14 protein-coding genes are annotated in these 12,154 nt (G+C 50.6%); 5 read left to right on the top strand and 9 right to left on the bottom strand.

Translation table 11 applies throughout. The features are described from left to right. Positions 1-11: 11 nt before the first annotated feature. The 5 genes from tatA to ABD796_RS15130 all read right to left on the bottom strand — a co-directional run bounded on the left by tatA (position 12) and on the right by ABD796_RS15130 (position 2,691). The gene (gene tatA, locus ABD796_RS15150; RefSeq protein ID WP_344908985.1) at positions 12-221 is read right to left on the bottom strand and encodes a twin-arginine translocase TatA/TatE family subunit; all 210 of its coding nucleotides are present in this window, start codon (positions 219-221) and stop codon (positions 12-14) included. A 191-nt stretch (positions 222-412) separates the two neighbouring features. Next, on the bottom strand, positions 413-973 hold the full coding sequence (locus tag ABD796_RS15145; RefSeq protein ID WP_344908984.1) for a class I SAM-dependent methyltransferase: 561 nt from the start codon (positions 971-973) through the stop codon (positions 413-415). Beyond that, a complete protein-coding gene (locus ABD796_RS15140; RefSeq protein ID WP_344908983.1) occupies positions 970-1,638 on the bottom strand; it encodes an ABC transporter permease in 669 nt (222 codons plus the stop codon). Before ABD796_RS15140 ends, ABD796_RS15145 begins: the two co-directional genes overlap by 4 nt. Further along, complete coding sequence (locus tag ABD796_RS15135; protein ID WP_344908982.1) at positions 1,625-2,326, bottom strand: ABC transporter ATP-binding protein; 702 nt, start codon at positions 2,324-2,326, stop codon at positions 1,625-1,627. The genes ABD796_RS15140 and ABD796_RS15135 overlap by 14 nt, the downstream gene beginning before the upstream one ends. Further along, complete coding sequence (locus tag ABD796_RS15130; RefSeq protein WP_344908981.1) at positions 2,323-2,691, bottom strand: GntR family transcriptional regulator; 369 nt, start codon at positions 2,689-2,691, stop codon at positions 2,323-2,325. The genes ABD796_RS15135 and ABD796_RS15130 overlap by 4 nt, the downstream gene beginning before the upstream one ends. 239 nt (positions 2,692-2,930) lie before the next feature. Here ABD796_RS15130 and ABD796_RS15125 point away from each other — a divergent pair, with 239 nt between their 5' ends. Next, positions 2,931-3,743, top strand: coding sequence for a class I SAM-dependent methyltransferase (locus ABD796_RS15125; protein ID WP_344908980.1), 813 nt, complete (start codon positions 2,931-2,933; stop codon positions 3,741-3,743). A 720-nt stretch (positions 3,744-4,463) separates the two neighbouring features. Here ABD796_RS15125 and ABD796_RS15120 read toward each other — a convergent pair. The 4 genes from ABD796_RS15120 to ABD796_RS15105 all read right to left on the bottom strand — a co-directional run bounded on the left by ABD796_RS15120 (position 4,464) and on the right by ABD796_RS15105 (position 7,549). Continuing rightward, complete coding sequence (locus tag ABD796_RS15120) at positions 4,464-4,937, bottom strand: NUDIX hydrolase (RefSeq protein WP_344908979.1); 474 nt, start codon at positions 4,935-4,937, stop codon at positions 4,464-4,466. 81 nt (positions 4,938-5,018) lie between these two features. Continuing rightward, positions 5,019-5,429, bottom strand: coding sequence for an NUDIX hydrolase (locus ABD796_RS15115; RefSeq protein ID WP_344908978.1), 411 nt, complete (start codon positions 5,427-5,429; stop codon positions 5,019-5,021). Positions 5,430-5,611: 182 nt separating this feature from the next. Beyond that, positions 5,612-5,902, bottom strand: coding sequence for a hypothetical protein (locus ABD796_RS15110; RefSeq protein ID WP_344908977.1), 291 nt, complete (start codon positions 5,900-5,902; stop codon positions 5,612-5,614). Positions 5,903-6,208: 306 nt separating this feature from the next. Then, a complete protein-coding gene (locus ABD796_RS15105; RefSeq protein ID WP_344908976.1) occupies positions 6,209-7,549 on the bottom strand; it encodes an extracellular solute-binding protein in 1,341 nt (446 codons plus the stop codon). Positions 7,550-7,901: 352 nt separating this feature from the next. On the opposite strand from ABD796_RS15105, the gene ABD796_RS15100 reads away from it, so the two are divergent. The 4 genes from ABD796_RS15100 to ABD796_RS15085 are packed head-to-tail and all read left to right on the top strand — an operon-like array spanning position 7,902 to position 11,873. Continuing rightward, on the top strand, positions 7,902-8,996 hold the full coding sequence (locus ABD796_RS15100) for an iron-siderophore ABC transporter substrate-binding protein (protein ID WP_344908975.1): 1,095 nt from the start codon (positions 7,902-7,904) through the stop codon (positions 8,994-8,996). After that, on the top strand, positions 8,993-10,033 hold the full coding sequence (locus ABD796_RS15095) for a FecCD family ABC transporter permease (protein WP_344908974.1): 1,041 nt from the start codon (positions 8,993-8,995) through the stop codon (positions 10,031-10,033). The genes ABD796_RS15100 and ABD796_RS15095 overlap by 4 nt, the downstream gene beginning before the upstream one ends. Continuing rightward, the gene (locus tag ABD796_RS15090; protein ID WP_344908973.1) at positions 10,030-11,064 is read left to right on the top strand and encodes a FecCD family ABC transporter permease; all 1,035 of its coding nucleotides are present in this window, start codon (positions 10,030-10,032) and stop codon (positions 11,062-11,064) included. Before ABD796_RS15095 ends, ABD796_RS15090 begins: the two co-directional genes overlap by 4 nt. Further along, positions 11,064-11,873, top strand: a complete 810-nt coding sequence (locus ABD796_RS15085; protein ID WP_344908972.1) for an ABC transporter ATP-binding protein — start codon at positions 11,064-11,066, stop codon at positions 11,871-11,873. The genes ABD796_RS15090 and ABD796_RS15085 overlap by 1 nt, the downstream gene beginning before the upstream one ends. The last annotated feature ends 281 nt before the right edge of the window (positions 11,874-12,154 follow it).

Below are 12,154 nucleotides of genomic sequence, written 5' to 3'. Positions count from 1 at the left end.
TGTGGACGGCATCAGTTGACCGATTTGCGTTCGTTTTCTTTTCTGCTTTCGGCAGTATTCGTTTCCTCTGCCTCGGCGATCATTTGCCGGCTTCCCTTGCGGAATTCCCGCATCGTATCGCCGATCGCGCGTCCCAGTTGCGGGAGCTTGGACGGACCGAACAGCAGCAAAGCGATCAATACGATCAAGACGAGCCCTGTCCAACCGATGTTGAAAGGCATGCGAATTCCCTCCTTATACTCAAAGCAAAAGCCCAGCCCTGCTTTAACCATAACAGACAGCCCGACCGAGAGCAATCCCCCGGGCGAACCAAAGCCGTATTTTTTTTCAAATCGAACGCGGACACCGGCTGAAGCTTGGCTCATTTCGGTACGCCGGGTGCTCGAAGCTGCGAATTCGGGTTGCCACCCAGCTAACCATCCGCGCCTCGTTTTTGACATTTGAATACCCACGCCGGAGGAACGTTCAACCACGTATACCCCGTATCCATGGACGGAAAGCGCGATTGGAAGCTCCCTTTAAGCAGCGGCGTATATTGAAAGGCAACAAACGTCCCCTTATCGGCCAAACTGGCGTGAATCGCGTCGAACAGCTTCTCCCGCAAATCCCTTGAGAAATTGGCAAAAGGCAAGCCCGACACGATCAAATCAAACGGACATCCCCTCTCCCGGACGTTTTCCTCCAGACGTAGGGCATCGTCCACAATGCTCAGATGCGGATACTGCCGATTCAGCCCGAGCCGAAACGACTCGTTTTTCTCGAATAGCACCAATTCGCTGGAGCTGCTGCGACGCTGCTCGATTTGCCGGGTAAACACGCCTGTTCCGGGCCCCAGTTCGGCGATCCGCTTCAGTTTATGCCACGGGATCGCGGGCGGAAGCATCTTTCCCGTCAGAAAGCGAGAGCTAGGCAGGACACTGCCGACCTGCCCTGCATTCGCCATAAATTCGCCAATAAACGAGGCTTTCTTCATCCTATCGCAACCTTCTTCTCCAGCAAGTAAACGCTGCCGCCAAAGCAGGCTGCGCCAACAAAAACGAACACAAGCAGTGGGGGCAAATTAGCCGCAGCGACGACCGTAACGAGCAGACCCGCGACGAAGACGAGAAAGGCGATGCCGATAGACAGCTTGCGGGAGCACTTGCCTAGCAGCATGCTGAAGAAGCACAATAAGACGAGGCAAGTCGCAGCGATCATCAAATGGGCTGCCAACCACAGCTTCCCCCAAGTGAGCGTGATTAACGGCTCCGCGCGAAACAGCATCCCGTCGCTGAGAACGTACTGAACGCTCAAGCCAACCGCCGTCACTCCTGTTATGAGAAGCGCCTCCAGCAAAATAGCCATGCATTTGGCCGTCACCAGATGTGCGCGAGGTACCGGAATCATCAGAATCAACACGATCGAGCGTTGCTTCCATTCCTCCCTCCAGATCGAGAAACCATGGACGAGCGGAGCAAGCAGCATCACGCAATAAACAACGATGTTCAAGGTCATGACGAACGCCAGTTGATCGCGGTCCATGAACAGCTGCAGCAGTGAAAGGAGGACGTTAAGCACCACAAGCGCGGCGACGATAATAAGCCATTCGTTTCGGCGGTTCCGTAGTTCGGTTTTCAGCAAGCGGCTAAATGCGTGCACCTTCATGCGCCTCCTTCAATAGGTCCATCAAGGACATGTGTCTTTCCTGCTTCAGCGTTTCTACGTGACCTTGCAGCAGAAGCTTTCCTTCATGAATGAACATAATATCGTCCAGCATCGTTTCCACCTCGAGAACTTCATGGGTCGTAACGAGAATCGTTTGCCCTTCGTCCATAAAATCTTCCACGATCGCCTGCGCGATCTGCTCCCGGGCGAACGGATCGATTCCGGCAAAAGGTTCGTCCAGCAGCAAATATTTAGCTTGACGGCTGAGCGCCAGCAGCAGCTTCATCTTCGCCCGTGTTCCTTTGGAGGCATCCTGCATAACCGCTTGCTTCTGCAAGCCGAAAAAATCGAGCAGACTCGCTGCCTTCCCCTCATCCCAATCCCAGTAAATATCTTTCATATAACGCATCGCATCGGATAGCTTCATCCACGGGTACCATACGTCCGTATCGGGCAAATACGTCACCAGCCCTCTTGTCGCCAGCCCAGGGCGTTTTCCGTCAATCGTTATGTCGCCGCGATCGAGGCGCAGCAGACCGGCAATAGCCTTCAATGCAGTCGATTTCCCCGCTCCATTCGTCCCGAATATCCCGACAATGCATCCTTCCTTGACCGCAAAGGACAGATCGTCCAGCGCCTTCTGTTTGTCGAACGTTTTGACCGCCCGATCCATGATGATCATTGCCCGCTCCCCTTCTCCAAATAAGTTTTCACCAGCAGCAGTATTTCCTCGTTCGATTTCCCGAAGGACCGCATCATATCGACGCTCTCTCGTAAAGTCGCGTTCAGCGCCTCTTCCCGAAGCTGATCCAGCACAGCGATATCCCCTGTCATAAAGCTTCCTTGTCCTCTGGCCGTCACGATCAAATTCATATCCTCCATTTCGCGGTAAGCTCTCTGGATCGTATTCGGATTAACTCCCAGGTTCTTGGCCAGCTCCCGCCGGGACGGAATTTCCTGCCCGGGCTTGTAGGTGCCGTTCATAAACTTGAGCTTGATATCGTCAATAATTTGCGCATAGATCGGTTCCTTCTGATTGAATTCCATTGTCTCCTCCATTCCTCGATCAGTATCACTGTATTAATTAATTAATACAGTACCACGCGACTAACATACTGTCAATGCCTCTATAGGAAACAGGCCCCGCAGCCCGGTATTGCCCCTGTTTATCGGCAGTCTTTAAAAACGATTGACAAAGAATGATAAGGGAAATTATACTAACGATTACAAAAAAGCCGCCTCATGATGCAGGCAGCTTGGTACTCGTTTATGGAGGGGGAATAAAGATGGAGAGCGTAATCGATTATTACTCCGGCTTCGACGAGTGGGGACGACTGGACCGGGAGCCTCTGGAGTTTACAATCAACTGGCATTACATCAAACAATACTTGCCCCCCTCCGGCAAAGTGCTGGATAACGGCGCAGGCCCCGGCAAATACGCGATGCGTCTGGCCGAACACGGGTACGACGTGACGCTGACGGATTTAACACCGAAGCTGGTCGAGCTGGCCCGCCAGCGCGCCGCCGAACAGAACATGACGGATCGATTCGACGGATTTCGCGTCTTGAATGCCACGTGTCTGGAAGGCATACCCGACGAAGCCTTTGACGCCTCCCTGATGCTCGGTCCTTTATACCATTTGCAGCAGCCGGACGACCGGACGGCAGCCGTTCATGAGCTGCACCGGGTGACCAAGCGGGACGGTCTCGTGTTCGTGGCGTTTCAAAGCCGGACGAGGATGATGCTCACCTCCCTGCGTTTCCCCCAACAGTGGAAACCGCTCGATACGATAAAGGCTATTTCCCACTTCAAGGAAAGCGGCATTTTCAATCATGCGGATAAAGGACGGTTCACGGGCGCTTATTATTACAATATAGAGGATATCCGCCCCTTTATGGAAAGTCACGGGTTCGAAACCGTGGATTTGATCGGCTCGTCGGGCATCGCTCCGCTGCTGACGGACGAACAAAAGCAATATTGGGCCGAACGCGGACAATCCGACCGGCTGCAGGAGCTGCTCTTTGAAACCGCGCGGGACCCGTCTATTCTGGGAATATCCTCCCATCTGCTTTATATCGGACGCCGGCGCGGGATATAGCGATTTTCACGGGCCCAGGCGGGCACCCTTGCGATCGCTGCCCGAGGCGATGCTCAAGCATGAATTCGTCCACGGCTCCGCGGCTGCTCTTCATCATCATGTGCTCGCCCAGCTACTAAAATGTTGCCCGTTACACAGCGAGGCTGCCGATTCATGGGCCTGTTGACAAACATACCGGCAGCCTCGTTCATATGAACATTGAGCTATCTCACCCCAATAGTTAACTTCTCTTCGAATACTCCATTAACCAACAATTCTTTCGTTCACCTTCATGCCACTCGTTGCTGGGTAGCACCTTTATTTTTTTGAAGCCACACTTTTCATAGCACGAAATGGCCCGCACGTTCCAAGTCTGCGGGTCCATTACACTCGCTATCTTCCTGGGGGAAAAAAATCTCCTTAACCATCTCAATATCATGAGGACGGTCCCTTCCTCCGTAATATTGCAGTACTAATGGGTCGGAAAGCCATTTCACAAGGTAATCCACATCATTATCGGCTAATTTACGAACTCGAAGGTTTTCCGTTTGGAACATCAGCAGCTAGAACTCCCCCCATTGACATATGGTTTATATTACCCTATCAATATGAGTCTTGTCGTTTTGAAGAAAGATGGTGAATATAATAAATTTTGACCCGATATCGTTACAGTTCCGTTGATAATCTATAGCTTCGGCACACGCTATTGGGTCTGTCCTACTAGTTCAAAATCCACGTTTATTACTCGTTAAACAGCCTTGACAATAAGTTATATGCTGGACTTACTTCCCACGTTTCATACGGAACAAAACTCTTTGCTTTCATGGCATCAAGCGTACGAGATTTTTGTTGTGGACGGGTTATGTATTGGTCTATATTAGATTCATTTATTTCGATATACCTGGCTTCTTGAATTTCTTCTGGTTGTATATGAATTTCTCCACTTACGTACTCCGCTTTAAAAACAACCGATAAAACATGCTTCGTTGCATTATAATAGACACCTGTTATGCCTATAGGACGTATCGTTATCCCAGTCTCCTCTAGAAACTCCCTACAAACCGCTTTGTCCAATGATTCACCTACCTCAACATTTCCACCAGGCATTTCCCATGTATCCGAACGCCAATGAGTCCTAAGTAATAAAACCTCATTTTGGGGGTTCATTAATAAGGCGGAAACCGCAACGATGTGCTTAGGATGTTCATATTCCATTCAACATCACTCCATAATATATGGTTGCTTGATTTTACCGGATTATCCCTATGCATTAACTGATTAGTCGTTAGCGTACAGTTATAGTTGAAACTCCACATAAAATGGATGGAGTTCTTCATTCAAACAAAACTCGATTCTCTGCCTGAAATTACCCCAAGTCACCATCTCTAACGCAACTTCGAGTGGGAAAAAGCCTACTTCCAGAGACTCAGGAGATGTTGTTAATTCTCCACCGACTGGTCTGCCTAAAAATAAGGTGTTACAAATGGACTGAGGTACATTCTGAAAAATGCCGCAAAATTTCGTTACTTCTATCTCTATACCGCTCTCTTCCTTTGTTTCCCTGATAGCGGCATTTTTCAACGATTCCCCTTCTTCAACTACGCCCCCTGGCATTTCCCAGCCTCGATCAGGGCCCTTTATTAATAATATTTCGTTAAGCTCATTAAGCACAATTGTTGCTGCGGAAACAAAATGTTTTGAAGTCATCTGATCTGTCCCCCATTCTCTAATGAATGTTATTAACGGTTCTATTAATAACCGCCTGGACATCGCTATCGCTATTTATGCCAAATTGGCGATTAGCTTCTCCTTCGTCTGTTCTCCGTCTCCATTTCTTCAGGAATTAAGGACTTACAATCAATTTTAACATCAAAATCCTCACTCCATAACTAACGTTTCCCTAATAATTTCCTAACAACCAAAGCCAAACATAATTGTTTCGACGGAAAACGGCGGAAGGAGAATTCGAAGCGGTCAAATAAAATGGGTTTCGCGGCTGTCCGTTCCTTGTAAAACAACTGCATCTCAGCATTAATTGTGGTCGCCATCGTACTATTCGAAATCTCGTAAAAACGTTTCAAATTGTTGAACAAGATTTGCCACTTGACTGTATCGGCCATTTCATCGGCAACCGGGTTAATAATAGGGTGGGACCACGCATGGTCGCGCAGCACAGACAAGTAGTTAGTTCCGGGTCCGACCAGTCCGTGTGAACTACCCTCCCCAACTGCGCGTCCATGTCAAACTTTCCGTCCTCCATTCAATTTATTATGTAGAAAATAGGCAGATAGTGAAAACAGGAATGATAAAAACTTTTATATACGTTTCTACACACTATCTACATAATTTATGTATATGCATATCTTTCTCGATGTCAACCATTGGAATTCGATTGATAAAAAAAGACGTTCCTGCCCACTCTCGTCGTGGTTTTGGAAACGTCCTTACTGCATTTTGGTCGTTGGATACGCATCCATTAACAAACCTTAGTTGCCGTAAGCCGCCCGAACCGCATCCTGCTTATCAAGCAGCTCCGCCACCCGGACGCGCAGTTCCTCCTCTCCGATCAAGCCAGAGTATAGCAGCTGCAGCAGCTCGCGCATCGCTTCGATCGTCTCGTAGCGCAGCCCGTACTGCCGCTGGCTCCGATAGGACGGAATAATCTCCCGGTACAGATTGTAGCGGGCCGGCTTGTGCACCTTTGGCTCCGACGCGCCGTCGGCGACCGCGGAACCGGGAATACTGAGTGTATTGCGGCGAACGATGGCTTGCGCCTCGCGAGAAGTCATAAACTCAACGAATGTGCGGGCCGCCTCCGGAACCGCTGTTTTGCGGTGGATGGACAGTCCGATCCATAGCAGCATAGTCCGCGGTTTCGAAATGTGCGGCAATGGCGCGATATCGTACGAAACCTTATCACCCAAGCCGTTCAGCAAAAAATAGGTCGTCATAAGCATGGACAGCTTGCCCTCGGCGAACAACGTCTGCATAGCCGATACGTCAAGAAAGCTCGGAACGACTCCGTCCGCCTTCATCAAGTGACAGCAGTACGTTAAAGCAGCGGTGAGCTCCTCTGCCTCCGGATGCCATCCGGGCGAATGCACCGGATCGGAAGAGCACTGCATCCAGATCGTCGGCCAACGGTTATTGCCGGCCAAGAAGCTGGCGGCGAATCCGTACCTTCCATTTGGATTCGATAGCTCCGCTGCCGCCTCCAGCAATCGTTCCCACGTCCAGCCGCTGTCCGGCTCGGGAAGCCCGGCCTCCCGGAAATGCTCCGGATTGTAAGCGAGAATGATCGGCGAAAAAACAAGAGGCTGGGCGTAGCCGATTCCGTCAACAAGCAGCTCCTCGCGCAGAAACGGATACGTGTCGTCCGAAAGCCGCATCGGCTCCAGTACGTTAAGCCGATTGTGCTCCCGGGCGTGCTGGTAGTAAATTTGGTTGATCATCATCACGTCGAACCGGCCGGATATCATGAGATCGTCGATCGTATCGAACGAATAGTTATTCGAGATGGAAATCGGACGGATCTCAATGTGCGGATGCTCTTTGTGAAACAAGGCAAGCAGCGCGGCCAAGTCGACATCCCGGTACATCGTGTCGTGAAACCCGAAATGAACCGTCTCCTTCTTGACCACCTTGCTGCCAACCCGGCGTATTTTGATCAGCAAGCCTTCTGCCGCCAGTTGGTCAAGCCCTTTTGCCACCGATTTGTAGCTCACATCGAACTGCTCGGCAAGTCTTTCTTCCGAAGGCAAAAAGGACCCGGGCGCATAAATACCTGTCTCGATATCGCGGCGTAGCGTGGCGACCATTTCGTTCATGCGGTCTCTGAAAGTACTTCGGCTCGGCTTTGAATTCATTGCTTACTCCCTGCCTGATTCCATTTGGATTTTGGATTTCTCCAAAATCTTATCAATTCGCGCCGTTACTTTCAAGTGCTGCCTACTATCTACGGAACAACTAACCCTGAGCTGCTCCGTTCCGAAAGCACCTTCATTAATGAATAAACGAAAGTATTTCCATCTTAATCCACTCCCTAAAAATCTTTTTCATTGACAACTCCCAAAAATCGATTTAAATTTGATACTGATAATCATTATCAAATTTTCTTCTTGAACGTTTCATCGAATCACCAGCCAAACACTTAGATTAAAGAAAAGGTAGGGTACGCAAATGAATGCAATACGAAAAGTAACATTTAAATCATCAATCATCTCGGCTGTACTTGTGATCGCACTGGCGGGTTGCAGCGGGAAGCAATCAACCCCAGCGTCCGATCCCGCTCCGAGTACGAGCGCTCCCGCAAGCACCACAGCGCCCAAAACAGAAGCACCCGCTTCCACAAATGCAAATGTTCAATATCCGATCACGATCAAGCATGCTTTTGGCGAGACGGTTATTGCCAGCAAGCCGAAACGGGTCGTTACCATTCAATGGGCCAATCACGATGTCGCTCTCGCGCTCGGCGTTGTCCCTGTAGGCTTCTCGGCTGCCAATTTCGGCGTTCAGGATACCAGCGGGCTTTTGCCTTGGACCGCTAAAAAACTCAAAGAACTTGGTGTGGACAAACCTAATGTGTTCAAGGATACGGACGGCCTTGATTTTGAGGCTATTGCAAAAGCGTCCCCGGATGTCATTCTTGCCGCCTACTCCGGCATAACGAAGGAAGACTATGCCATTCTTAGTAAAATCGCACCGGTTGTCGCTTATCAGTCCAAACCTTGGGTAGCCACATGGCGCGAGCAAGTACTGTTTAACGCAACAGGCATGGGCATGAAAGCGGAAGGCGAGAAGCTCATTAAGGACACCGAGAACCTCATTAAGGAGAAAGCCGGCAAATTCCCTGAGCTTAAAGGCAAAAAAGTCGTATGGGTCAACTTCTCGGCCAAAGATTTGTCCAAATTAAATATTTATACGCCCGTAGACCCTCGCGGTGCTTTTCTGATTGAGCTGGGGCTGGCTTATCCGGAAAGCTTTACGAAAAAGATTACGGATCCTACCAGCTACTCTTTCAAATTAAGCGCTGAAAATGCCGATGCCCTCAACGATGCCGATATCATCATCGGGTATGGCGATGAAAGCTTATTAAACGCGGTTAAAGCAGATCCCCTGCTGAGCAAAATCCCGGCCGTCCAAAGAGGCTCTGTTCTGATGATCGGTAACGGCTCGGCTTTGGCTGCTTCCGGAAATCCTAATCCGCTTTCGATCGCATATACCATTGATGAGTACTTGGGATTAATAGCAGGAGCTATTAGCAAAGTGAAATGAACAGTTCATCGGTTTCAAACAACAATCGGTTAAGCACCCATACTCCGAGCCATTTTAAGACGATTCTGGTCATTTGTATGGTTTTGCTCGGCGTATGCGTGCTTGCCTCGCTGGTCTTAGGCTCTCGGCCGATCCGATTTCATGAGTTGATCGACGGTTTATTTCATCACGACGTAGACTCCTACGGGGCCAATGTGGTTCGCAAGCGGATTTCCCGAACCGTCTTCAGTCTATGCTGCGGCGCGGCGCTTGGCGTTTCCGGAGCGCTTATGCAAGCAGTCACTCGCAACCCGATCGCAGACCCGAGCATACTGGGCGTGAACACGGGCGCTTCCTTGTTTGTCGTTTGCGGAATTGCGTTCCTGAACATCAACACGGCGACTCAATACATATGGCTGGCTTTGGCCGGGGCTGCGATTACTGCCGTTTTCGTATACGGAATCGGCTCCATGGGACGCGGCGGGGCAACGCCCATTAAGCTTGTTTTGGCGGGAGCCGCCACAAGCGCCGCCTTGGCCTCCCTGGTCAGCGCCATCATGATTCCGCGCTCCTATGTCATGGATCAATTCCGGTTTTGGCAGGTGGGCAGCGTCGGCTCGGCAACCTGGGACGGTATTGCTACGTTCGCCCCGTTTCTGATCGTCGGCATAGTGGGCGGTTTCCTGTCTGCCCCGGCACTCAATGCGCTCGCACTGGGAGACGATGCCGCGACCGGGCTCGGCGTTCGAACGGGAACGTTGAGGCTTTTTGCGGCTCTGGCGGGTGTGCTGTTATGCGGCGCAGCTACTGCGCTTGCGGGACCCATCGGCTTTGTCGGGCTTCTATCCACTCACGTCATGCGCCTTATTCTTGGCCCCGACCTGCGTTATGTTATTCCGATGTCCGCTATTTCAGGAGCGATCATTTTGACGGTATCCGATGTGTGCGGCAGACTGATCGGCAGTCCTGGTGAGCTTGAGGTCGGCGTCGTTACTGCGTTCCTAGGAGCTCCGATCCTAATCCTATTAGCGGTTAGATCGAAAGTGCGTTCATTATGAAAACGACTACATCGATTGAATTTATTTTGTCGGGCCGACGTCAGAGACGCCGCCGTTGGATCCTGGTTACGGGTCTGCTGGCGGCACTTGCATGCCTTCTTTGCTGCGCCATGCTTGTACTGGGAAGCACCATTTATCCCGTTCAAGATGTCCTTCGGGCGCTCTTGGGAGAACAGATCAAAGGCGTATCTTTTGTGGTAAGCACGATACGTCTGCCGAGAATGCTGGCAGGTCTTTTTGCCGGATTCGCTTTCGGCATTGCCGGACACACCTTCCAGACGATGCTGCGTAACCCCTTGGCGAACCCGAATGTGATCGGGATTACGTCCGGTTCGAGCGCGGCGGCTGTGTTTTGCATCATCGTCCTTCATACGAGCGAAGCCGTGATTTCCGTCGCTTCGGTGATTGCCGGTCTTGCTACCGTTCTATTCATTTATGTGTTATCCAGAGGAAAGGCATTTTCGGTCGGGCGACTCATCCTGGTCGGAATAGGCATTCAGGCCATGCTTGACGCCCTGATCTCCTATCTGTTATTGGTTGGCGCGGAACAGGATATTCCGGCAACGTTCAGATGGCTCGCCGGCAGCCTCAACGGCTCTCAAATGGACGAGTTGCCCCCTCTTGTTATTACGGTTTTTATATTCGCCCCTATCCTTATAGTGCTGGGCAAACATCTAAGCATGCTGGAGCTTGGAGAACAATCGGCCGCTTCACTCGGAGTGAGCACGGACAAGACAAGAATTGCGCTCATTTTCAGTTCCGTCTGCATGATTGCTCTTGCTACCGCTACCACCGGACCCATCGCTTTTGTCGCCTTCCTTTCGGGACCGATCGCGAAAAGACTGGCCGGCGTCGGCTTCCCGAACGCCATTCCGGCAGGCCTTGTTGGCGTTAATCTGGTGTTGGCGGCAGATCTCATTGGACAATTTGCTTTTGAGTACAGATTCCCTGTGGGCATCATAACCGGATTGCTTGGGGCTCCGTATCTGATCTTCTTGCTAATCCGAATGAATCAAAAGGGAGATTTATAATGAAGCCGACACATCGTTATCAAGCCGAACAAGTCGTAGCAGGCTATGATAATAAAACGGTTATCCATGGAGTAAGTCTTGTTATTCCAAGTAATCAAATCAGCGTGATTATCGGAGCAAACGCCTGCGGCAAGTCTACGCTTCTCAAAACATTGGCACGGCTTATCAAGCCGGCATCCGGCCACATCACGCTTGACGGAAAGCCGATCGCCCACATTCCGGCCAAACAATTGGCTCGAGTTGTAGGACTGCTGCCGCAATCGCCCATAGTGCCGGAAGGAATTTCTGTGGCCGATTTGGTTGGACGGGGAAGGTTTCCGCACCAATCCTTATTTGGCGGATGGACCAAAAAGGATTACGAGGCCGTGGCCGAGGCGATGCGAATTATGGATATCACGGAGCTGGCCAATCGTAATATCGACGAGCTTTCCGGCGGTCAAAGACAGCGCGTCTGGATTGCTATGGCTCTGGCGCAGCAAACCGATATTTTATTTCTCGATGAACCGACAACGTTTCTGGACATCACCTATCAAGTTGAAATTTTGGACCTGCTTACGGAACTGAACCGCAAGCACGGCACTACGATTGTCATGGTGCTTCATGATATCAACTTGTCCGCGCGTTATGCCGACCATATTTTTGCGCTTCATCAAGGAAAGCTCGTAGCCGAGGGCGAACCGTCCAAGGTTGTTACAAGCAGCCTAGTTAAAGACATTTTCGGGCTTGACTCCACCGTGATCGAAGACCCGATTTCGGGCTCTCCTTTGGTAGTGCCAATTGGACGCTATCATGTTAATGGAAACGCATAGAGGCATCTGTCGACCTATCCAGCATCAATACGAGCCTTGAAGGCCAAACAGACACGCACTAAAGTGGCAAGCGTAACCGGCTGTGGGACTCAAACTCGAGGAGCGCACACAACGAGCTCTAATCAAACGGGCGCCGATTGAGTATCGGCGCCCGTTTATTGCTATTTTTTTTTCAGTATGGTCTCTTAATCTGCCCGTTCGCTTAATGGATCGACCTTTGCACTAGAGCGTGTCTTCAAACTATAAATTAATGCTAAAAGATGGTAAACTTCTCGTATGAG

This window comes from Paenibacillus hodogayensis (assembly GCF_039536325.1).
Taxonomy (GTDB): Bacteria; Bacillota; Bacilli; order Paenibacillales; family NBRC-103111; genus Paenibacillus_AB; species Paenibacillus_AB hodogayensis.
Note: the sequence above shows the minus strand (reverse complement) of the source record. Positions and strands in the feature narration are given on the sequence as shown.

Coding starts and splice junctions, on each gene's coding strand:
- tatA (WP_344908985.1), bottom strand. CDS start 221: ATGCCTTTCAACATCGGTTGGACAGGGCTCGTCTTGATCGTATTGATC.
- ABD796_RS15145 (WP_344908984.1), bottom strand. CDS start 973: ATGAAGAAAGCCTCGTTTATTGGCGAATTTATGGCGAATGCAGGGCAG.
- ABD796_RS15135 (WP_344908982.1), bottom strand. CDS start 2,326: ATGATCATCATGGATCGGGCGGTCAAAACGTTCGACAAACAGAAGGCG.
- ABD796_RS15130 (WP_344908981.1), bottom strand. CDS start 2,691: ATGGAATTCAATCAGAAGGAACCGATCTATGCGCAAATTATTGACGAT.
- ABD796_RS15125 (WP_344908980.1), top strand. CDS start 2,931: ATGGAGAGCGTAATCGATTATTACTCCGGCTTCGACGAGTGGGGACGA.
- ABD796_RS15120 (WP_344908979.1), bottom strand. CDS start 4,937: ATGGAATATGAACATCCTAAGCACATCGTTGCGGTTTCCGCCTTATTA.
- ABD796_RS15115 (WP_344908978.1), bottom strand. CDS start 5,429: ATGACTTCAAAACATTTTGTTTCCGCAGCAACAATTGTGCTTAATGAG.
- ABD796_RS15105 (WP_344908976.1), bottom strand. CDS start 7,549: ATGAACGAAATGGTCGCCACGCTACGCCGCGATATCGAGACAGGTATT.
- ABD796_RS15100 (WP_344908975.1), top strand. CDS start 7,902: ATGAATGCAATACGAAAAGTAACATTTAAATCATCAATCATCTCGGCT.
- ABD796_RS15095 (WP_344908974.1), top strand. CDS start 8,993: ATGAACAGTTCATCGGTTTCAAACAACAATCGGTTAAGCACCCATACT.
- ABD796_RS15090 (WP_344908973.1), top strand. CDS start 10,030: ATGAAAACGACTACATCGATTGAATTTATTTTGTCGGGCCGACGTCAG.
- ABD796_RS15085 (WP_344908972.1), top strand. CDS start 11,064: ATGAAGCCGACACATCGTTATCAAGCCGAACAAGTCGTAGCAGGCTAT.